Source organism: Streptomyces sp. NPDC050546 (assembly GCF_044457425.1).
Classification (GTDB): Bacteria; Actinomycetota; Actinomycetes; order Streptomycetales; family Streptomycetaceae; genus Streptomyces.
Genome location: NZ_JBITGX010000010.1, coordinates 151,492 through 173,079 on the forward strand (window position 1 = coordinate 151,492; position 21,588 = coordinate 173,079).

Below are 21,588 nucleotides of genomic sequence, written 5' to 3' on the forward strand. Positions count from 1 at the left end.
CGCGCCGTCGGCGGGACGCTGGTGATGTCAGCACGGGCACGCGTCCCGAGGAGATCGTCATGAACAGCGCCACCCTGGAAGACATGCGGACCACGCTGCGAGGACCGGTCATAGGCCCACGGGACGCCGAGTACGACCAGGCCCGCAAGATCTACAACGCGATGATCGACAAACACCCCGCCGCCATCGTGCGGTGCGCGGACGCCGCGGACGTCATGGCCGCGGTCGCCTACGTCCGCGATCACGGCCTGGAACTCGCCGTGCGGGGCGGCGGGCACAGCGGCCCGGGCCTGTGCCTGGTGGACGACGGTGTGACCATCGACCTCTCGCCGATGCGCGGCGTACGGGTCGACCCGGCGGCGAAGACCGCGCAGGCCGGCGGCGGCGCCCAGCTCGGCGACCTGGACCACGCCACCCACGCGTTCGGCCTGGCCACCCCGACCGGCATCATCTCCATGACGGGGGTCGGGGGCCTGACCCTCGGCGGCGGACACGGCTATCTCACCCGCAGGTACGGCCTGACCGCGGACAACCTGATCGCCGCCGACGTCGTCCTGGCCGACGGCAGCTACGTCACCGCGAACGCGGACGAGCACCCCGACCTTTTCTGGGCCCTGCGCGGAGGCGGCGGCAACTTCGGCATCGCGACTTCCCTCACCTACCGGCTGCACCCGGTGGACACGGTCGGGGTCGGGGTGACCGTCTGGCCGGTGGATCACACCCGTGAGGCGCTGGCGTGGTATCGCGAGTTCCTCCCACAGGCGCCCGAGGACGTGTACGGCTTCTTCAACGTCTTCGTCGTCCCGCCCGGCCCGCCCTTCCCCGAGGAGCTGCACCGGCGGAAGGTGTGCGGCATCGTGTGGTGCCTCACCGGCGACCTGGACGGGCTCGACGAGACGCTCTCCGTGGTGAACGAGGCCGGGCCGCCGGCCTTCCACTTCACGACTCCGATGCCCTACGTCGGGCTGCAGAGCATGTTCGACGAACTGATCCCGACCGGCTACCAGTGGTACTGGCGCGGCGACTTCTTCGACCACATCCCGGACGCCGCCCTGGACGTGCACCTCAAGTACGCCGAGAACAACCCCACCCAGCTCTCGCTGATGCACCTCTACCCGGTCGACGGGGCGGCCCACCGCGTGGGCCCGGACGACACGGCGTGGAGCTACCGGGACGCGGTCTGGTCCGGTGTCTTCGCCGGTGTGGACCCCGATCCGGTCAACGCCGGGGCCATCAGGCAGTGGTGCGTCGACTACCAGGAGGAGCTGCACCCGTACTCCATGGGCGGTTCATACGTGAACTTCATGGGGTCGGGCGAGGGCCAGGAGCGGGTCCGGGCGACCTACCGGGGCCACTACGACAGGCTCGCGCGGGTCAAGCGGACCTACGACCCGGACAACCTGTTCCACGCCAACCAGAACATCGCGCCGGCGCGAGCGTGACGGCCACGGTTCCCCGCTCCGGGAGGCGGCCATGGGACAGATGATCGACGCCGGCGGTGTGGAGCTCTGGGTCGAGCGACGGGGCCAGGGGCCCGACGTGCTGCTCATCTCGGGGCTCGGGGACCCGGCCGAGGCGTGGCAGTCACAGCTCGACGGGCTCGCGGACCGCTACCGGCTCACCGCCTTCGACAACCGGGGCGCCGGGCGTACGCCGCTGCCCGAGGGGCCGCTCACCATGCCCCGGATGGCCGACGACGCCGCCGCGCTGCTGCGCACGCTCCAGATCCCGGCCGCCCACGTGACCGGTTTCTCGGGAGGCAGCTTCATCGCCCAGGAGCTGGCGCTGAGGCATCCCGGCCTCGTCCGCAGCCTGGTCCTGATGAGCACGACGGCTCGCCCGGACTCCTACTTCCGCGCGATGACGCGCTTCTGGGAGTGGATGGTGGAGCGGGCTCCGACCGAGCGCGCCATGCTCGAGGCGTTCTACCTGTGGATCTACACACCGCGTGCCCACGCCGACGGCCTGGTCGACCGCCTCATCGACGAGACGCTGGCCTTCGAGCACCCGCAGTCCGCCGAGGCCTTCCAACGCCAGCTCGCTGCGTTCTGCCGCCATGACACGTCCGACCGTCTCGGCGGCATCACCGCGCCGACCCTCGTTCTCTCCGGCGAACTCGACCTCGCCACACCGCCGCGCCTCGGCCGGGAGGTCGCGGAGGGCATCCCGGACGCCGAGTTCGAGGTGCTGCCCGGAGAGGCCCATCAGCCGTTCCAGGAGGTGCCGGAGGTGTTCAACGCGCGGGTCGACGCGTTCTGGCGAGAGGTGGAGGCAGGAGACTGACGGCTGGTCACTCCTCCAGCCGGCGCAGCCGTTCCGTGTCGCAGGTGCGGGGGCAGGTGCCACAGGCCTCGTCCGGCCGGATGGCGTAGTAGAGACAGCAGCCGGCCCGGGTGCGGGTCGTGTGGCGGCGGCCGTCGGTGCCGGTCAGCAGCCGGAAGTCGGCTCCCGAGGGGTACGGGCTGACGGGCTCGGGGAGCAGGGCGGTCGCCGCGCGTACGGCGTCCTCCTCGCGGCCGAGGGTCCGGCCGAGGTACCAGATCCCGGAGACGAGGTCGTCGCCGACCATGCCCCACAGGGCGCGCGGCCCGCGGCGCACGGCGGGGCCGAGGGCGGTGAGCAGCGGGCGCATGTGGTCGGCGACCGCGGCGCGCAGCTCGGCCCGCAGGGCCTCCTCGCCCGCGACGGTCACCGCGCCGGGCAGCCCGGCGACGGGGTCGCCGGGAAGGCAGGCGACACGGGACTCCGGAGTGATCGTGTACGCCCCGGCCTCCAGGTCCAGGCGCACCGACTGCGGCCGGATGCGCGGCACCCGGCGTTCCAGGTACCAGACGCCGCTCATCAGGAGGGCGATCGACCAGGCGTAGTCGTGCAGGGCGCGTGAGGCGGTGACGTGGGGGCGGGGGGTGCGGGCGAAGCGGGTGTGGATGCGCGTCTCCTCGGCCTCCAGGAAGGCGTCGAGGGCCGCCTGGTCCGACGTCAGTCCGGCTGCGGTGAGCTCCTGTTCGTCATAGGCCGTCCGGGGGTCCGCGACCTCGACGCTCAGCGCCTCGCAGATGTCCGTCAGCCGCCGGTAGGCGGTGCCGAGGACGGAGGCGAGGGTCGGCGGTGACTCCAGGACAGTGCGCATCGATCACTCCTACGGGCAGTTGCCACCCGCGATTGGATAGGTAAGGCTAACCTAAGGTACAAGATCGTCGGACGTGCTCCCGACCCACCGATGGAAGACCGCCATGCGCCTGTACCTGCTCGCCCTCAATCCGACCGACTCCGTCACCGAGGGCTTCCTGCCCGCCGCCGCCCGGCTGGGCCTGGACGTCACCGTCCTCACCGACCAGCCCGACGCCCACCGGAGAACCTGCCCGGACGTCGAGGTCCTGGAGTGTGACGTGCGGGACTTCCGGGCCGTCGTGTCACGGATCTCGGTCCACGGCAGCCCTGGTGCCGTCTTCACCAACAGCGACCACCTCCAGACCCAGGCCGCCCTGGCCGCCGCCTACTTCGGCCTGCCCGGCAAGGACTGGCGGGCCACCCTGCGCTGCAAGGACAAGGCCGAGACGCGCCGCCGGCTGACCGCCGCCGGGGTCGACGCCGTCTGGTCGGCCGAACTCGCCGAACCGGCCCCGCTCGACGCGCCCTACCCGTGTGTCGTCAAGCCCCGTGAGGGCGTGGCCAGCGAGGACGTCGTGCTCGTGGACGGCCCCGAGGACCTGGTGATCCGCGCGAAGGAGATCCTGGAGCGCCGGCCGGGCACCGCCCTGGTCGTCGAGGAGTACCTCCCCGGCGAGCTGTGCACGCTGGAGACCCTGGGCGACGGCCGGGTCCGCCACGTCCTGGGCGGCTTCCGCACCACGTTGTCACCGCCGCCGCACTTCGTCGAGCAGCGCCTCACCTTCGTCCCCGCGCACCCCGAGCCGGTCGTCGCGCAGGTGCTCGCCCAACTGGACGCGCTCGGCGTCGGGTTCGGCGCCTGTCACACCGAGTTCGTGGTGCACGAGGGGCGGGCACGGATCATCGAGGTCAACTACCGGGCCATCGGCGACCAGTGCGACCTGCTGCTCGAACGGCTCCTCGGCATCCCGCTGTTCGAGCACATCCTCCGCACCCACCTGGGCGAACCGCTCCCGGCCGATCCGGGCGCCCGCCCCGATCGCGCCGCCCTCCTGGAGTACCCGTGCGCCGACCGGGCCGGGACCCTGACCGACGCCCCGGCCGCCGCCGAGCTCACCGTCGACGGGGTGTGTCTGACGTACCGTCCGCTGCGCGCGGTGGGCGAGCGGCACGAGCTGTACGGCACCAACCGCGACTACCTCGGCGTCCTGCGGGCCACCGGCACCGACCAGGACACCGTGGACCGCGTGGCCGCCGGCTTCCTGGCCGGCCTCCGCTGGGAGATCCGGGCGTGACCGTACTGCCACCCGCGCCGGACACCTGCGCGGCCGAACTGCTCACCCGGGTGCTGAGCGCCCTGCTGCGCGAGGACGTCGTCGGACTGCGCACCCGCGGCACCCTCGTCCACCGGCCGGACGGACCCTGGCTGCGGCTCGCCGCAGGTCGTGACGCCCTGCTGCTGCCGGTCGCCGAGGACGGCTTCCAGTGCCGGTACGCCGCCCGGCTGCCGCTGCTCCTGCGCGCTTCGGACGGCGCCGAGCTGACCTCGTACGAAGAGGTGCTGGACACGCTGCGCGTGCTCGCCGAGCCCGAGGACCGGGCCGGATTCGACGCCTTCGCCGAGGAGTGCCGGCAGACGCTGGCCACGTTACGGCTGCACGCGGACACCCGCGAGGCCCTCGCCGGGCGGCTGACCGGCCGTCACGGTGCCGAGCCCGCGCACTGGACCGGCCTCGGCGGCGGGACGGCGTTCGACGCGCTCGCCGCCCGGCTGGACCATCCGGTGTACCCGACCGCACGCGGCCGGGCAGGGCTGGACGAGGAGCAACTTCGGTCGTACGCACCCGAGTTCCATCCGCGGTTCCCGCTGCGCTGGCTCGCCGTGCCCCGGGACGCGCTCCTGCTGACCGGCACACTGCCCGAGCTGTGGCCCACGCCCGCGCGGCTCGGTCTGGCCGGGCTGGAGCGCACGCACCTCGCCCTGCCGGTGCACCCGCTGACCGTCGGCCCGGCGCTCGACGCGGGCTTACGGGCCACCGGTCTGCGCGGGCGGGCGGTACTGGCGGACCAGGGCTTTCTCGACGTCGTACCGACCCTTTCCATGCGGACGGTGGCGACGGTGACGGACCCGGCGCTGCACCTCAAACTGCCCCTGGACACCTCGTCGCTGGGGCTGCGCAACAAGCGGTCCGTCAAGCCCGGCACACTCGTCGACGGGGCCGCGGGGCAGCGACTGATCCGGGAGGTCGTCGCCCGCGAGCCCCGGTTCCGGGACACGATCCTGCACGCCGACGAGACGACGTACGCCCACGCGGGGCACGAGCTGCTGGCCGTGCTGTGCCGCCGCTACCCGGCCGATCTCGGGGACTCGGTCGTCGTGCCGATGGCGGCGCTCCTCGCCGAGGCGCCGGACGGACGGCTGGTCGTCGACCATCTCGCCGACCGCTTCTACGACGGCGACCCGATCGCCCTGCTCGACGCCTGGCTGACGCTGCTGTTCGACTGGCAGACCACGCTGTTCGGGTACGGCATCGCGCTGGAGTCGCACCAGCAGAACATCTCCCTGGTGCTCCGGCCGGGCGGTCTCCGGCTGCTGTTCAAGGACAACGACGGGCCGCGGGTCAACGCGGGGCGGCTGCACGCCCGGATCCCCCGCGGGTGGGACTTCGACGACCCCCGGGTCCTCGGCACGGAGGACGGGCCGGTGGCCGACCTCTTCGCCACCATCACGGTCCATCTGTGCGCGGGCGCCTACGCGTTCGGGCTGGCCCGGCACGGCCGCGCCCCGCTGCCCGTGCTGCTGCGGCTGGTGCGCCGACGGCTCGCGGAGGCCGTGGAGCGGCTGGGCGGCGAGGCGGGGGGCGTCCTGCGCGCCCGGCTCCTCGACGCCCCGGAGCTGCCGGTGAAGGCGATGGTGACGGCCGGGACGCTGCTCAGCAAGGAGCGTTCGGGCGCCGCCGACATCAACAAGCACTACACCACCGGGCCCAACTACCTGCTGCCGTACCGGAGCAAGCGATGAGAACCCGGGACCGGACCGCCGGTCCCGTCGTCGCCGCCCGTACTCGCCCCGCCCCTCCCCCGCACTCGCGCAACCGCTGGAGCCTGCCATGCCCTCGCTGACCGAATCGCCCGGCCGCACCACCGCGTCGCTCTCCCTGCCCACCGCCGACGACGTGGTGGCCCACACCCTGCTGAACTGTCTGCTGCGCGAGGTGTCCGGGCCGGAGCGGCAGACCGTCGTCGCCGACGGCCGCCTGCTGCTGCGGCTGCCCCGCCGCGGAGTGCTGCTGAGTGTCGCCCTGCGCCGCACCTCGCTGCTCGGCGCGCACCGTTTCACCGGCCCGGTGCGCGAGGAGCGGGACGGCGGCTGGGCGGACATGGACTGGCGGCGGCTCGCCGAGTACACGCGTGACGAGCTGTCGCTGCGCACCGGTGTGCGCAACGAGGAGTTCCTGGCGCAGGTCGCCTCCAGCCACGCCGCCGTCGAAGGCTCGCTCACCGCCCTGCCGGAGGTGCCGGAGCCTCCTGGCGACCTGCTGTCCGCCTATCTCGCCTCCGAGCAGTCCCTGCTCTTCGGGCACCGCTTCCACCCCACACCCAAGGCCCGCACCGGCGACCCGGGTTCCTGGGCCGCCTACGCACCCGAGACGGGCGCCTCCTTCCCACTGCGACACCTCGCCGTGCGGGAGCACCTGATCGCACAGGAGAGCGCCGAACCGTGGGCCACCGCCGCCCTGGACCGGCAGCGCCCGGACGTCCCGGAGGGCTACCGGCTGCTGCCCGCCCACCCCTGGCAGTACGAGACGCTCCGGGATCACCCGCTGCTGCGCGCCGCCCAGGACCGCGGTGACGTACTCGACCTGGGACCGGGCGGCCGGCCCTTCGCGGCCACCGCGTCCGTGCGCACGCTGTACGACGGGGAGACGTTCCTGAAGTTCAGCCTGAACGTGCGGATCACCAACTGCCTGCGCAAGAACAGCAGTTACGAGCTGACCGGGGCGGTCGCCCTCACCCGGGCGCTGGCCCCGGCACTGTCCGACCTCGCCGGGCGCTTCCCGGGCGGTGCCGTGCTCCGCGAACCCGCCTACCGCACCCTCGCCCTGCCCGGCCCCGACGGTGTGCCGGACCGCGAGCTGCTGGAGGGCTTCGGCGTCATCGTCCGCGAGGGCCTGTCCCGGCGGCTCGCCCCCGGCACCACTCCCCTGCTCGCGGCCGCCGTCGCCGACGAGTACCCGACGAGTGCCGCCCAGGTCTCCCGGCTCCTCGCCGGGGCGGATCCGGCCACGGCGCTCGACTGGTGGTCGGCGTACCTGGACCTCCTGCTGCCGCCCGTCCTCGCCGCCTACTTCGACCACGGCCTGGTCCTGGAGCCGCATCTGCAGAACGTGCTGCTCTGCGTCGACGGGGCGGGCCGGCCCGCCCAGGTCCTCTTCCGGGACCTGGAGGGCACCAAGCTGGTGCCCGAGCGGCACCCGGAGACGCTGGCCGCGCTGGAGCCGGAGGTGGCCGGGCCGATGACGTACGACGCGCGGCGCGGCTGGGACCGGGTCGTGTACTGCCTGCTCGTCAACCACGTGGCCGAGATGCTCGCGGCCCTCGCCGACCTGCATCCGGAGACGGAGGCGGCACTGTGGGCCCGCGTGCGGAAGACCCTGCGCGCCTACGCCGACCGGCACGGCTGCCCGCCCCGGCTGGCCGCCCTGCTCGCCGGGGTGCCGCTGCCCGCCAAGACCAACCTGCTCACCCGCTGGGAGCGCAAGGCCGACCGCCGGGCCGGATACGTCCGGCTGCCGTCGCCGCTGGGCGAAGAGGTGCTGCACGAGGCGAAGAGGAGCTCCCGATGACCCTCCCCACCGCCGCGGTGAACGACCGCGCCCTGTCACTGCCGTCATCGGAACTGCCCGCCTACCTCTACGACTTGGCGGCCCTGCGCACACACACCGCCGGGATCCGGGCCGCGCTGCCCGGTCGGGTCGAGCTGTACTACGCGGCCAAGGCCAACCCGGAGCCGGAGATCCTGGCCGCGCTGGAGCCCCGCGTCGACGGGTACGAGGTCGCGTCGGGCGGTGAACTCGCGCATGTCGCCAAGGCCGTGCCGGGCCGGCCGCTGGCCTTCGGCGGGCCGGGCAAGACGCCGGACGAGGTGACGGCGGCGCTGGAGCTGGGCGTCGAGCGCTTCCACGTCGAGAGCGAGCACGAGCTGCGCGTGCTGGCCGAACTGGCCCGCCGCGTCGCGCCCCGGCGGCGTGTCGCGGTGCTGCCGCGCGTCAACCTGCCGGTGCCCGACGGCTCGCTCGCGGGGAGCTCGCTGGCGATGGGCGGACGGCCCACACCCTTCGGCCTGGACCCGGCGCGAGCCGAGTCGATGATCCGGACGCTCGCCGGGGGGACGTACCCCCAGCTCGGACTGCGCGGCGTCCACGCCCACTTGGCGAGCGGGCTGGACGCGGCGGAGCTGCTGGGAGTCGCGGAGAGCGTGGTCGGCTGGGCCACGGGGCTCGGTGTGCCGGTCGAGGAGGTCAACGTCGGGGGCGGCATGAGTGTCGACTACGCCGACCCGGAGCGCCGCTTCGACTGGGCCGCGTACGGCGAGGGGCTGGCCCGGCTCATCGAGGCACGTCCGGGGCTGACGCTGCGGATCGAGCCGGGGCGGGCGCTCACCGCGTACTGCGGCTGGTACGCCACGGAGGTGCTGGACGTGAAGCGCAGCCACGGCGAGGAGTTCGCCGTCGTCCGGGGCGGCACACACCATCTGCGCACCCCGGCGACGAAGGGACACGACCAGCCCTGCACCGTGCTGCCCGTGGACACCTGGCCGCACCCCTGGCCGCGCCCGGCGGCGGAGAACGGGCCCGTCACACTCTCGGGGCAGCTGTGCACACCGAAGGACGTGCTGGCCCGCCGGGTACCGGTGCGTGAGCTCCGGGCCGGGGACCGGGTGGTGTTCTCCCTGGCGGGCGCCTACGCCTGGAACATCTCGCACCACGACTTCCTGATGCATCCCAGGCCCGGGTTCCACTTCTTGGACGAGAACGCCTAGGGTCCCTCGGTCACATGGGCGAGGAACGCGGCGGCGGTGACGCCGTCGCAGACCCGGTGGTCGAAGGTCAGTGAGAGGTGCACGACCTTGCGGACCGCCAGCCGGCCGTCGACCGCCCAGGGGCGGTCGGTGATCCGGCCGATGCCGAGCATCGCCGCCTGCGGGTGGTTGAGGAGCGGTGTGGCGCCGTCGACCCGCAGAGGTCCGTAGTTGTTGACGGTGAAGGTGCCGCCGGTGGTGTGGGCCGCGGTGAGTTCGCCGTGGCGGGCGCGGGCCGTCAGTCGGCGCAGTTCGTCGGCCAGTTCGCCGGGGGCGAGCAGGTGGGCGTCGCGCACCACCGGAGTGAGCAGCCCCCGCTCGGTCTGGGCGGCGAAGGCCAGGTCGACGTGGGGCAGTCGGACGAGTTCGGCGCGGTCGGTGTCGATCCGGGCGTTGAGCTCCGGGTACTTGGCGAGGCCGGTGACGCACCGGGCCGCGAAGGTGGCGAGCACGTCGCGGGCGGGGACGCCGGTGGCGTCGGTGTCCCGCCAGATGGTGACGGCCGGGGTGTCACGGTGGGCGCGCTCGTACTTGCGCGCGGCCGGGCCGAGAGGGGTGCGGGGTCCGGCCAGGTCGGCGGGATCGGCGGGTCCGGCGGGATCGGCGGGTCCGGCGGGATCGGCGGGTCCGGCGGGTTCGGCGCGGGTGCCGTAGCCGGTGAGGACCGCGCCGGAGCCGGTCGGTGTCCCGGCGTGCTCCTGTGCGGGCCCAGGCCGCACGGACAGCAGCGGGGCTCCGACGGCCAGCGTCTCCCCGGCGCCGCAGTGCACTCGGGTGACGGTGCCGGCGAAGGGCGTCGGCAGCGTGACGACGGACTTGGCCGTCTCGACCTCGGCCACCACCTGGTCCACGGCCACCGTGTCGCCGACGGCGACCCGCCACTCCAGCAACTCCGCCTCGGTCAGGCCTTCGCCGAGGTCGGGGAGGGCGAAGACACGCTCGCCTGAGTCCGGTGTGCGGTGGAGGCCGTGCACGACGGCGCGTGGTGCGGCCGTGTCGTCGCCCAGCAGCCGGGCGAGGGCGTTCAGGACGCGCTCCGGGCCGGGCAGATGGGCGTCTTCGAGCAGCGGCGGCGGGTACGGGATGTCGTAGCCGGTGACGCGCAGCACGGGCGCCCGCAGGGACGGGAAGCAGCGCTCCTGGACGCGGGCGGCGAGTTCGGAGGCGACCGAGGCGAAGCCCTGGGCCTCCTGGACCACCAGGCACCTGCCCGTGCGGCGCACCGAGGCCGTCACGGTGGCGTCGTCCAGGGGCGTGAGGGTGCGCAGGTCGACGACCTCGACGTCCCAGCCGCGCTCGCTCGCGGCCCGTGCCGCGTTCAGGGCGACGGCCACGGCGGGGCCGTACGCGACCAGGGTGGCGTCGGTGCCGGGGCGGCGGACGGCCGCGGAGCCGAACCCGGCCGTGCGCGGCGGGAGGACGAGGTCGGCCCTGGTCCAGTAGTGCTTCTTCGGTTCGAGGAAGACGACCGGGTCGGGGTCCTCGACGGCTTCGCGCAGCAGGGAGTAGGCGTCCTCGACGGTCGCAGGGGCGGCCACCTTCAGACCGGCGGTGTGCGCGTAGTACGCCTCGCTGGAGTCGCTGTGGTGCTCCACGCCGCCGATTCCGCCGCCGTAGGGGACGCGGATCACCAGGGGCAGGGGGAGGGCGCCGCGTGTGCGGTTGCGCATCTTGGCCACATGGGAGGCGATCTGCTCGAACGCCGGGTAGGCGAAGGCATCGAACTGCATCTCCACCACCGGGCGGAACCCGGCCATCGCCATGCCGACCGCGAGGCCGACGATCCCGGACTCGGAGACGGGCGTGTCGAAGCAGCGGCGTTCGCCGAACTCGGCGGCCAGCCCGTCGGTCACGCGGAAGACACCGCCGAGCCGGCCGACGTCCTCGCCGAACACCACCACGCGGTCGTCCCCGGCCAGGGCGTCCCGCAGGGCGGTGCGCAGGGCCTGCGCCATGGTCACGGGCGCCATGCCGCCTCCACCTCGGTGCGCTGCTCGGTCAGTTGTGACGTGGGGTGCCGGAAGACGTGGTCGAAGAGGGTGCGGGGGTCCGGCTCGGGGGGCGCGGCCAGGCGTGCGCGCAGGTCGCCGGCCAGCGCCTCGGCGCGGTCGGCGGTCTCGGCGACGGTGGTCTCGTCGAGCAGGCCGGAGGCGCGCAGCCGGCGCTCCAGCCGGGCGATCGGGTCGCGGGCCCGCCACGGTTCGCTCTCCTCGGGGGAGCGGTAGCGGCTGGGATCGTCGGCGCTGGTGTGCGGGCCCACCCGGTAGGTGAGCGCCTCCACGAGCCAGGGGCCGCCGCCGGTGCGGGCGTCCTCGACCGCGGTGGCCAGGACGGCCAGGACGGCCGCGGCGTCGTTGCCGTCGACCTGTTCGGCGCGTACGCCGTAGCCGACCCCGCGGTGGGCGAGGCTCGTGGCCGCCGTCTGCGCGGCGAACGGCACGGAGATGGCGTAGCCGTTGTTCTGGACGAGGAAGACCACCGGTGCGCGCAGGACTCCGGCGAGGTTGAGGGCCTCGTGGAAGTCGCCCTCGCTGGTCGCGCCGTCGCCGAGCAGGGCGAGGGCGACCGTGCCGGTGCCCTTGAGGCGCTCGGCGTGGGCCAGGCCGACGGCGTGCGGGGCGTGGGTGGCCAGCGGGGTGCACTGGGGCGCGGTGCGGTGCGCCACGGGGTCGTAGCCGCTGTGCCAGTCGCCGCGCAGCAGGGTGAGGATCCCGACGGGATCGATGCCCCGGCTCACCAGCGCCACGGAGTCCCGGTAGGTCGGGAAGAGCCAGTCGTCGTCGCGCAACGCGAGTGCGGCGGCCACCTGGCAGGCCTCCTGGCCGAGCGAGGACGGGTAGACCGCCAGCCGGCCCTGCCGGGCGAGCGCGTTCGCCTGCTCGTCGAATCGGCGCCCGAGGACCATCTTCCGATAGGCGGCCAGCAGCGTTTCCGCGTCCGCCATCGGGTAATCCCGGCCGGCCGGCGAGGGATCGGCGTCTTTTTCGGGAAACGCGAAAGGAACGGGCCCGGGAAGCAAAATCTCGATTCCCGTCCGCCGCTCCGGCGCCAATTTCTCGGACATGCCTGGGAAGCCTCTTTCCTCGATGCTCCGGGAAGGGTCGTAGAAAGCCTTCGCGGACGTCAACGCAACGTCCACCAAGGGCAGATGAACACGGGTTGACATCCGGCGCGCAGGTAAGAATTCTTACCCTGGAGCCGCATTCGGCCTCTCCACAGCGTCACCACACCCTCGTACTTGAGCATTCAAGCGGTAGCTACCGGCTGTTTTTCCCGCCCTGAAGCAATGACGTCATGCTCGGTAAGCGGCACTACTCGGTCGTCTGCGCGGCATGCGGCACACGGTATGAGGACGACGGCCTCATACTGGAATGCCCGGCCCCGCACGAACCGGCTTTTCTGCGCACGGAATACCGGGCGCCGTGCGCGGACTCGGCGGATACCGGACTGTTTCGGCACGCCGGTCTGCTGCCGGTCGCGCGTACCTTTCCGGACGTCGGCGGACCCGTGGTCCACCCCGCGGGGCGGCTGGGCCGGCTGCTCGGGCTGCGGCGGCTCTGGGTCGCCTTCAGCGGCTACTGGCCGGAGCGGGGCGCCTTTCTGACGACCGGCACGTTCAAGGAGCTCGAGGCGTACACGGTGCTGGGACGGCTGCCCGAGGCGGCGCCCGTGCTGGTCGTCGCCTCGGCGGGCAACACCGCCGCCGCGTTCGCCTGGGCCGCCACCCTGCATCGCGTGCCCGTCCTGATCGTGGTGCCCGCCTCGGCGCTGGAGCGCCTGCGCCTCCCCGGCCCGCTGGATACTCGGGTCCGCGTGGTCGCCCTCGACGGCACCGCCACCTACAACGACGCCATCGCCTGCGCCGACCGGCTCGCCCGGCTCCCCGGGCACCATCCCGAGGGCGGCTGCCGCAACGTGGGCCGGCGGGACGGGCTCGGCACCGTCATGCTCGCCGCCGCCCAGGCGCTGGGGCGGCTGCCGGAGGTGTATGTCCAGGCGGTCGGGAGCGGCGCGGGCGCGATCGCGGCGCACGAGGCGGCACTCCGGCTGTGCGGCGACACGGACGGTTCCCCCTCCCGGGTCCCCCGGGTCCTGATGTGCCAGAACACGCCGTACGCGCCGCTGTCGCACGCCTGGCGCGGCGGTACGGGCCCGGCGCCCGGCCGGGCCGTGGACGTGATCGCTCCCGAACTGACCAACTGCCGGCCTCCGTTCGCGGTGCGCGGCGGGGTGCGGGACGTGCTCCGTGAGAGCGGTGGCGAGGTGCTGGAGGCGGACAACGAGGCCGCGCTGGCGGCGATGGCGCTGTTCGAGCAGACCGAGGGCATCGACATCGAGCCGGGCGCCGGGGTCGCCCTGGCCGCCCTCGCCGAGGCGGCCCGCACGGGCCGGGTGGGCCGCGACGAGCTCGTCCTGCTGAACATCACGGGCGGCGGCCGGGCCCGCCTCTCCCACGACGTTTCCCTGGCCCCGGCCGAACCGTGGCTCCGTGTCCCGTGGGGCCCCGGCAGTACGGCCGACGACGCCGCCGAGCTCGTCCGCCGTGCGCTGGGGCAGGTGCCGACCCCGAGTGGAGTGTGAGATGACGGCCGGTCAGGAGCAGGTGCACGTACGCCTCGGAGCCTCGGCAGCGCAGCGGGCGATGTGGTTCGGGGAGCAGGCGGACGCCGCCGGTGCCGCGTACAACGTGGGTGAGTACACGGAGATCCACGGGCCGGTCGACGCCGGGCGGCTGCGTGCGGCGATCGCCGCCGCCGTGGACGCGACCGAGGCGCTGCGCAGCCGTTTCGCCGCCGCCGGGCAGGATGTGGAACAGCTGGTCGACGGGCGTCCGGAGTGGTCGATGCCGGTGGTGGACCTGTCGGCGGAGGGGGACCCGCTCGATGCGGCGCGGGCCTGGATGGCGGCCGACTTCGCCGTCCCGTTCGACCCGGCCGCCGGTCCGCTGTTCCGGTACGCGCTGCTGCGGCTCGCCCCGGACCACTGCGTCTGGTACCAGTGCTACCACCACATCGCGATCGACGGCTTCAGTTGCTCGCTGGTGGCCGCGCGGGTGGCCGAGGCGTACACCGACGCCGCGGTTCCGCCGTCGTACCCGGTGGCCGCGCTGGTGGCGGAGGACGCCGCCTACCGCGCCTCGGAGCGGTACGCGGCCGACCGCGCCCACTGGGCCGAGGTGATGGCGGACGCGCCCGAGCCGGTGGGGTTGTCGCCGGTGCCGCCGCGCGTGGACGGCGGATTCCGGCGTCGTACGGCGCACCTGTCGGCCGCGGCCGGAGAGGCCGTGCACGCCTGCGCCGAGCACGGCGGTACGCGCTGGTCCCGGGTCGTCGTCGCCGCCGTGGCCGGATTCCTGCACCGGCTGACCGGAGCCCGCGAGGTGGTGCTGGGGCTGGCCGTCACCGCCCGGCGGTCCGAGGCCGCCCTGACGACCCCCGGTATGGCGTCCAACGTGCTCCCGCTGCGGCTGGCCGTACGGCCCGACGCCCCGGTCGAGCAGCTGGTCCGCGAGACGGCCCGGGCGACCCGGGACCTGCTGGCGCACCAGCGGTACCGGGGCGAGGAGCTGCGCCGTGAGCTGGACTGGTCCGGGGCTGCGCACCGCTTCTTCGGGCCGGTGGTCAACATCATGGCGTTCGGGCCGGAACTGCGCTTCGACGGCTGTCCGACCACCCGGCACAACCTGTCGACCGGCCCGGTCGAGGACCTCGCGGTCAACGTCTACGACCGCTCCGACCGCCACGGTCTGCGCGTCGACCTCGATGCCGCGCGCGGACCGTACCCGGAGGACGAACTCGACGTCCTGCACCGGCGGTTCATGGCATTCCTGGAGCGCTTCGCGGCAGCGGGGCCGGGCACGCCGCTCGGCCGCCTGGACGTGCTGCTCCCGGGCGAGGAGGACGCCGGGCTGCTGATGGGCGAATCTGCGACCGCCGGACCGCTGATGGGCGAGCCCGCGACCGCCGGACCGCTGATGGGCGGCCCCGCGACCGCCGCCCCCGGGACGGTTCCCGCCGTCTTCGCCGCCCGGGTCGCCGAGCGGCCGGACTCGGTCGCCGTAGCAGGCGAGTTCGACCTCACCTACCGCCAACTGCACCAGAGGGCAGCGCGGTTGGCGGAGGTGGTCGGGCCCGGCCCGGAGGAGCGCGTCGCCGTGCTGATGCGGCACTCCCCCGATCTCGTCGCCGCGCTGCTGGGTGTTCTGTCGGCGGGCGGCGCGTACGTACCGCTCGATCCGCGTGCCCCCGACACCCGGCTCCGCCGGATCCTGGCGCACACGGGTGCGTCCGTGCTGCTGACCGACGCCTCGCTGGCCGAGCGGGCGCGGACGGTGCACGCCGGGCGAGTGCTGGTGGTGGACGACCTCGCCGTACGTCCTTCCGCCGAGCGCGGAGGCGTGCCGCTGCGGCCGGACGGGCTGGCGTGCGTGATGTACACCTCGGGATCGACGGGTGAGCCCAAGGGCGTCGCCGTGACGCACCGGGATCTGACGGCGCTCGCGGCGGACCGGCGGTTCGACGGGGCGGCGCACGAGAGGGTGCTGGCGCACTCGCCGGTGGCGTTCGACGCGTCCAGCTTCGAGATATGGGTGCCGCTGCTGCGCGGCGGCAGCGTGGTCGTCGCCCCGGAGGGGGACGTGGACGCTGCGGCCGTCGCCCGGCTGACCGCCGGGCACGGTCTGACCGCGCTGTGGCTGACCGCGGGGCTGTTCCGGCTCGCCGCGCAGGAGGATCCGGGGTGCTTCGCCGGGCTGCGGCAGCTGTGGACGGGCGGTGACGTGGTCCCGGCGGCGGCCGTGCGCAGGGTGCTGGACGCTTGCCCGGGGCTGGTCGTGGTGGACGGCTACGGTCCCACCGAGGCGACGACGTTCACCTCCGCGCGGGCCTTCGACGCGGCCGGGGCCGTCCCCGACGCGCTGCCCGTCGGCCGCCCCCTGGACGGAATGCGGGTGCTGCTGCTGGACGCGGCGCTGCGGCCCGTGCCCCCGGGCGCGGTGGGCGAGCTGTACGTGGCGGGGCCCGGCGTCGCCCGGGGCTATCTGGGGCGCCCGGACCTGACGGCGGAGCGTTTCGTCGCCGACCCGTCGGGCGGGCCGGGGACGCGGATGTACCGGACGGGAGACCGGGCCCGGATCACCGACGGAGGGGAGCTGGAGTTCCACGGCCGGGCCGACGGCCAGGTCAAACTGCGCGGCTTCCGGGTCGAACCCGGCGAGACCGAGGCACGGCTCACCGCTCTGCCCGGAGTCGGGCAGGCGGCCGTGGTGGTACGCGAGGACCGGCCGGGCGACCGTCGGCTGGTCGGGTACGCGGTGCCGGCCACCGGTGAGCGTCTCGACGGCCCGGCGCTGTGCGAGCGGCTGGCCGGTGAGCTGCCGGAGTACCTGGTGCCGTCGGCGGTGGTGGTGCTGGACCGGCTGCCGCTGACGGCCAACGGCAAGCTGGACCGGGCGGCGCTGCCCGAACCGGCCCGTGTTCTGCCCCGGGCCACTTCCTCCCGCGGCCCCGCCACACCACAGGAGGAGGTGGTCTGCGGGCTGTACGCCGAGGTGCTGGGGCTGCCGGCCGCCGGGCCCGAGGACGACTTCTTCGCCCTGGGCGGCGACTCACTGCTGGCGATGCGGCTGGTGGCCCGGCTGCGCGGGGTGTTCGGTACGGAGGCCGGGGTGCGCGAGGTCTTCGGGGCACGGACCCCGGCGGCGCTCGCCGCGCTGGTGGCCGACACGGGACCCGGACGCTCCCGGAGCGAAGGGCGGCCCGGAATTCCCGAGGCGACGGCGGACGACCGGCTCTCCTTCGCGCAGCAACGCCTGTGGTTCCTGCACCGTCTGGAGGGCGCGGGCGCCGCCTACAACATCCCCCTGGCCGTACGGTTCACCGGCGGCCCGCTGGACACGGAGGCCCTGCGGGCGGCTCTGGGTGATCTCGTCGGGCGGCACGAGATCCTGCGGACGGTCTATCCGGACGTGGCCGGTGTACCGCACCGGCGTCCGGCGCGGCAGACACCGCAGCCGGTCGTCGAGGAGATCACCGAGGCCGAGCTGCCGGGTGCGCTGGCGCGCGAGGCGGGCCGGGGCTTCGACCTGGCGTCGGAACTGCCGCTGCGGGCCTCCGTGTTCGTCCTCGGCCCCGAGGACCACGTGCTGCTGCTCGTGCTGCACCACATCGCGGCGGACGGCTGGTCGCTGCGGCCCCTCGTCCGGGATCTGTCCGCCGCCTACCGGGCCCGCGCCTCCGGCGACGCGCCCGCGTGGGTCCCGCTGCCGGTGAGCTACGCGGACTACGCGGCCTGGCACCGGCGCCTGCTCGGCGACCCGGCCGACACGGACAGCCTGCTCTCCCGACAACTCACCTTCTGGCGCGAGACGTTGAAGGGGCTGCCGGACGAACTGCCGCTCCCCGCCGACCACCACCGCCCGGCACGCCCGACCCACCTGGGCGGGGACATCCCCTTCGCACTGCCCGCCGCGCTCCACCAGCGGCTGCGCGCCCTCGCGGCGCGGCACGGCGGCACCGTCTTCATGGTGCTGCAGGCCGGTCTCGCGGCCCTGCTGACCCGGCTCGGCGCGGGCACCGACATCCCCGTCGGCACCCCGGTCGCCGGCCGCTCCGACGAGGCGCTCGACGACCTGGTCGGCTTCTTCGTCAACACCCTGGTCCTGCGCACGGACACCTCGGGCGACCCGGACTTCCGCACCCTGCTGGAGCGGGTGCGCGGCAACGCCCTGGCCGCCTACGCCCACCAGGACCTGCCGTTCGAACGTCTGGTGGAAGCGCTGAACCCGCCCCGCTCGCTCGCCCGGCATCCGCTGTTCCAGGTGATGCTCACCCTGCGGCCGCCCGGCGGCACCCCGTGGGACCTGTCGGGCCTGCGCGCGGCGGAGGTCCCCGTCGGCAGCGGTGCCACCAAGGTCGACCTGTCGCTGAACGTCGCCGAACGCACCGCCGACGACGGCACTCCGGCCGGTATCCAGGGCGTCCTCCAGTACAGCGCGGACCTCTTCGAGCCCGAGACCGCGCGGGAGCTGGCCGACCGGCTGGCACGCCTCCTCGCCGCCGCCGCCGAGAACCCGGACGCGTCGCTCTCCGTGCTGGAGGTCCTGGAGCCGGCCGAACGCCACCGGCTGCTCGTCGCCTGCAACGACACCGCCCGCCCCGTGCCGGACCTCGCCTTCCACGAGCTGTTCGCCGCCCGGGCCGCCGAAACGCCCGGGGCACCGGCCGTGACGGACGGCCGCGTTGAGCTGACGTACGGCGAACTCAAGGAGCGGGCCGACCGGCTGGCGGCCGTGCTGCGGGACCACGGGGTCGGGCGTGGCGGGATCGTGGCCTTCGCCCTGCCGCGTTCCGTGGACATCGCCGTCGCCGTGCTCGGCGTGCTCACGGCCGGCGCGGCCTACCTGCCCCTGGACCCCGGCCATCCGGCCGAGCGCACCGCGAGGCTGCTGGCCGACGCCGCGCCCGGCCTCCTGCTCACCACGCACGCGGCGGACGACCGGCTGCCCGCCGAGCCCGGCTGCCCGGTGCTGGACCTCGGCGCCCTGGACGTGGAGGTCGGCGGCATCGAGCCGGTCCCGGTCTCGGGGGCCGACGCGGCGTACGTCATCTTCACGTCGGGCACCACCGGGCGGCCCAAGGGCGTGGTGGTCGAGCACCGCAACCTCACCAACTACGTCCTGCGCTGTGCCGAGGCGTATCCGGGCCTGCGGGGCCGGACACTGCTGCACGCGACCATGTCGTTCGACGCGACGGTGACCGCCCTGCACGGTGCCCTCGCCGCGGGCGGCACGGTGCACATCGCGGAACTGCACGAGGCGGGCGCCGCACCGCCGCCCGGCGGCTACACGTTCCTCAAGGCGACCCCGAGCCATCTGACGCTGCTGCCCGGACTGCCGTACGACGTCTCCCCCGGCGAGGAGTTGATGCTCGGCGGCGAGGCCCTGGTCGGCGAGGCGGTGCGCGACTGGCGGGACCGGCATCCGGGCGTACGGCTGTTCAACCACTACGGGCCGACCGAGCTGACCGTGGGCTGTACGGATCTGCGGTTCGAGCCGGGTGAGCGGGTGCCGTCCGGGCCGGTGCCGATCGGCCGCCCGATGTGGAACACCCGCGCCTATGTCCTGGACGAGCGGCTGCGGCCGGTGCCGCCGGGCGTGCCCGGGGAGCTGTATGTGGCGGGCGCGCAGGTCACCCGCGGGTACCTCGGACGGCCGGGGCCGACCGCCGAGCGATTCGTCGCGGACCCCTACGGGACGCTGTTCGGCGAGCCCGGGGCACGCATGTACCGCACCGGTGACCGGGCGGTGCGCCGCCGTGACGACGTGCTGGAACTGCGCGGCCGGGCGGACCGGCAACTGAAGGTCCGCGGGCTGCGGATCGAACCCGGTGAGATCGAGGCCGTGCTGGCCGGACATCCGGACGTCGGGCAGGCCGTGGTGGGCGTGCACGACGGGCCGGCGGGCCCACTGCTGGCCGGCTACCTGGTCCCGGCGGACGGCCGAAGGCCCGGACCCGAGGACGTACGGGCGCATGCCGCGCGGCTGCTCCCTGAGCACATGGTGCCGCAGACGCTGCTCCTCCTGGACGCGCTGCCGCTGACGCCGAACGGCAAGCTGGACCGCGACGCCCTGCCCGCTCCCGATATGACACCGGAGCGCACCGCCGCCGGACGGGCCCCGTCCGGTGAGCGGGAGGAGGTGCTCTGCCGGCTTGTCGCGGAGGTGCTCGGCCTTGACCGGGTCGGGCCGGACGAGGGGTTCTTCCGGCTGGGCGGGGACAGCATCCTCTCCATCCAGCTGGTCAGCAGGGCGCTGGCGGCCGGGCTGCGGATCACGCCCCGGGACGTCTTCGAGCAGCAGACCGCGGCCGGACTCGCGGCCGTGGCCTCCGGCACCGACGCTCTCCAGGCACCGCCCCACCCCGGTGACGGTTGCGGTGACGTGCCGCTCACGCCCGCGATGCATCGGCTGCGCGAACGCGGAGGCCCGATCGGCCCGTTCAGCCAGACCGTACTGCTGCGCACCCCGGCCGGGGCGGACGAGAGGCGACTGGCCGCGGCCCTGCTCGCCCTGCTCGACCACCACGACGCACTGCGCCTGCGGCTCACGGAGAGTGCGGGCGACTGGTCGGCGGAGATCCCGCCGCCGGGCTCCGCGAAGGTCGCGCTGGAGCGCGCGGACATCACCGGTCTGGCACCCGCCGCCGCCGAAGCCCTGATCGGCGAGCAGGTGCGTGCGCAGCCGGGGCTGCTGGACCCGGCGCGGGGCGAACTGGTGCGTGCCGTGTGGTTCGACGCGGGCGGGGCGGCGGAGGGCCGGCTGCTGCTCACGGTCCATCATCTGGCCGTGGACGGCGTGTCGTGGCGGATCCTGGTGGCGGATCTGGCCGACGCCTGGGAGGCGGAAGGGGCACCCCGGTTCGCGCCGGTGGCGATGTCCTTCCGCGGCTGGGCGCGGCTGTTGCGGCAGGAGTCCGCCGAGCCGCGCCGGGCCGCCGAGGCGGAGCGGTGGGGTGACGTGCTCGGCGGATGTCCGCCGTTGCCGGGCGTCGCACCGCTCGACCCGAGCCGTGACACGGTGGGCGGCATGCGGCACCTCAGCCGTGACGTGCCCGCGGGCGATCTGCTCACGGCCGTGCCCGCGCACTTCAACGCCGGTGCCGAGGAGGTCCTCCTCACCGCTCTCGCCCTGGCCTTCGCCCACTGGCGTGCCGGGCGGGACGGCGTACCGGGCCTGCTCGTGGACGTGGAGCGGCACGGGCGTGAGGAGCTCGCCGAGGGCGCCGACTGCGCCCGTACGGTCGGCTGGTTCACCAGTGTCGCCCCGCACCGGCTCGACCTCGCCGGCCAGGACGTCGACGGGGCGCTGCGCGGCGGCGCCGGGACGGGTCAGGTGCTCAAGCAGGTCAAGGAGCAGGTGCGGGCGCTGCCCGACCGGGGTTTCGGGCACGGCCTGCTGCGCCACCTCAACCCCGGCACCCGGGCGGTACTGGCGCACCTGCCCTCACCCCAGGTCGGCTTCAACTACCTGGGGCGGCTCGGCATCCTCGGCGAGGAGACACCCGCGTTCGGGCTAGTGCCGCACCCGGCGCTCGGCCCGCTGGGCGTGCTCGGCGCGGCCCAGGATCCCGCCGCGCCGGTCCCCCACGGTCTGGAGGTGACCGTGCTCTCCCGGGGGCCGGTGCTCGAATCCACCTGGTCCTGGGCGCCGGGCGTGTGGGACGAGCGGGACGTGCGCGAGCTCGTCGGCCTGTGGTGCCGGGCCGCCGAGGCGCTCGCCGCACCCGCCACCCGGCAGGAAGCGGGCGGCCACACGCCGTCCGATCTGCCGCTGGTGTCGATGTCCCAGGAAGAGATCGACGAACTCGAGGCCGAGTTCGCAAGCGAGTGGAGGTAGA

Annotated in this window: 11 protein-coding genes; 8 read left to right on the top strand and 3 right to left on the bottom strand. The window is 74.3% G+C overall.

The window, feature by feature from the left end; genetic code table 11:
* Positions 1-59 precede the first annotated feature (59 nt).
* Both ACIBK5_RS25315 and ACIBK5_RS25320 read left to right on the top strand, forming a co-directional pair.
* A complete protein-coding gene (locus tag ACIBK5_RS25315) occupies positions 60-1,442 on the top strand; it encodes an FAD-binding oxidoreductase (protein WP_399022711.1) in 1,383 nt (460 codons plus the stop codon).
* Between the two features lie 31 nt (positions 1,443-1,473).
* Positions 1,474-2,283: an alpha/beta fold hydrolase gene (locus tag ACIBK5_RS25320; RefSeq protein WP_399022712.1), complete on the top strand. Its 810-nt coding sequence runs from the start codon at positions 1,474-1,476 to the stop codon at positions 2,281-2,283.
* A 7-nt stretch (positions 2,284-2,290) separates the two neighbouring features.
* On the opposite strand, the gene ACIBK5_RS25325 is transcribed toward ACIBK5_RS25320, so the two are convergent.
* Positions 2,291-3,130 (bottom strand): (2Fe-2S)-binding protein, encoded by an 840-nt coding sequence (locus tag ACIBK5_RS25325; RefSeq protein ID WP_399022714.1) that lies wholly within the window; start codon positions 3,128-3,130, stop codon positions 2,291-2,293.
* A gap of 103 nt (positions 3,131-3,233) precedes the next feature.
* Here ACIBK5_RS25325 and ACIBK5_RS25330 point away from each other — a divergent pair, with 103 nt between their 5' ends.
* The 4 genes from ACIBK5_RS25330 to ACIBK5_RS25345 all read left to right on the top strand — a co-directional run bounded on the left by ACIBK5_RS25330 (position 3,234) and on the right by ACIBK5_RS25345 (position 9,154).
* Positions 3,234-4,406, top strand: coding sequence for an acetyl-CoA carboxylase biotin carboxylase subunit family protein (locus ACIBK5_RS25330; RefSeq protein ID WP_399022716.1), 1,173 nt, complete (start codon positions 3,234-3,236; stop codon positions 4,404-4,406).
* Positions 4,403-6,133, top strand: coding sequence for an IucA/IucC family protein (locus tag ACIBK5_RS25335; RefSeq protein ID WP_399022719.1), 1,731 nt, complete (start codon positions 4,403-4,405; stop codon positions 6,131-6,133). Before ACIBK5_RS25330 ends, ACIBK5_RS25335 begins: the two co-directional genes overlap by 4 nt.
* A gap of 88 nt (positions 6,134-6,221) precedes the next feature.
* Positions 6,222-7,958: an IucA/IucC family protein gene (locus tag ACIBK5_RS25340; protein WP_399022721.1), complete on the top strand. Its 1,737-nt coding sequence runs from the start codon at positions 6,222-6,224 to the stop codon at positions 7,956-7,958.
* Positions 7,955-9,154, top strand: coding sequence for a type III PLP-dependent enzyme (locus tag ACIBK5_RS25345; protein ID WP_399022723.1), 1,200 nt, complete (start codon positions 7,955-7,957; stop codon positions 9,152-9,154). Before ACIBK5_RS25340 ends, ACIBK5_RS25345 begins: the two co-directional genes overlap by 4 nt.
* Here the strand turns inward: ACIBK5_RS25345 and ACIBK5_RS25350 are convergent.
* Positions 9,151-11,163, bottom strand: a complete 2,013-nt coding sequence (locus ACIBK5_RS25350; RefSeq protein ID WP_399022725.1) for a 2-oxo acid dehydrogenase subunit E2 — start codon at positions 11,161-11,163, stop codon at positions 9,151-9,153. The two genes, ACIBK5_RS25345 and ACIBK5_RS25350, sit on opposite strands and share 4 nt — an antisense overlap.
* Complete coding sequence (gene pdhA, locus ACIBK5_RS25355) at positions 11,151-12,257, bottom strand: pyruvate dehydrogenase (acetyl-transferring) E1 component subunit alpha (RefSeq protein WP_399022727.1); 1,107 nt, start codon at positions 12,255-12,257, stop codon at positions 11,151-11,153. The genes ACIBK5_RS25350 and pdhA overlap by 13 nt, the downstream gene beginning before the upstream one ends.
* 230 nt (positions 12,258-12,487) lie before the next feature.
* Between pdhA and ACIBK5_RS25360 the strand changes: the two genes are divergently transcribed.
* A complete protein-coding gene (locus ACIBK5_RS25360; protein WP_399022729.1) occupies positions 12,488-13,774 on the top strand; it encodes a cysteate synthase in 1,287 nt (428 codons plus the stop codon).
* Between the two features lies 1 nt (position 13,775).
* Complete coding sequence (locus ACIBK5_RS25365; RefSeq protein WP_399022731.1) at positions 13,776-21,587, top strand: amino acid adenylation domain-containing protein; 7,812 nt, start codon at positions 13,776-13,778, stop codon at positions 21,585-21,587.
* The last annotated feature ends 1 nt before the right edge of the window (position 21,588 follow it).

What these genes read in the sequence shown, in the direction of transcription:
- pdhA (WP_399022727.1), bottom strand. Translation starts at nt 12,257, where the DNA reads ATGTCCGAGAAATTGGCGCCGGAGCGGCGGACGGGAATCGAGATTTTG.
- ACIBK5_RS25330 (WP_399022716.1), top strand. Translation starts at nt 3,234, where the DNA reads ATGCGCCTGTACCTGCTCGCCCTCAATCCGACCGACTCCGTCACCGAG.
- ACIBK5_RS25345 (WP_399022723.1), top strand. Translation starts at nt 7,955, where the DNA reads ATGACCCTCCCCACCGCCGCGGTGAACGACCGCGCCCTGTCACTGCCG.
- ACIBK5_RS25325 (WP_399022714.1), bottom strand. Translation starts at nt 3,130, where the DNA reads ATGCGCACTGTCCTGGAGTCACCGCCGACCCTCGCCTCCGTCCTCGGC.
- ACIBK5_RS25360 (WP_399022729.1), top strand. Translation starts at nt 12,488, where the DNA reads ATGCTCGGTAAGCGGCACTACTCGGTCGTCTGCGCGGCATGCGGCACA.
- ACIBK5_RS25340 (WP_399022721.1), top strand. Translation starts at nt 6,222, where the DNA reads ATGCCCTCGCTGACCGAATCGCCCGGCCGCACCACCGCGTCGCTCTCC.
- ACIBK5_RS25350 (WP_399022725.1), bottom strand. Translation starts at nt 11,163, where the DNA reads ATGGCGCCCGTGACCATGGCGCAGGCCCTGCGCACCGCCCTGCGGGAC.
- ACIBK5_RS25320 (WP_399022712.1), top strand. Translation starts at nt 1,474, where the DNA reads ATGGGACAGATGATCGACGCCGGCGGTGTGGAGCTCTGGGTCGAGCGA.
- ACIBK5_RS25315 (WP_399022711.1), top strand. Translation starts at nt 60, where the DNA reads ATGAACAGCGCCACCCTGGAAGACATGCGGACCACGCTGCGAGGACCG.
- ACIBK5_RS25365 (WP_399022731.1), top strand. Translation starts at nt 13,776, where the DNA reads ATGACGGCCGGTCAGGAGCAGGTGCACGTACGCCTCGGAGCCTCGGCA.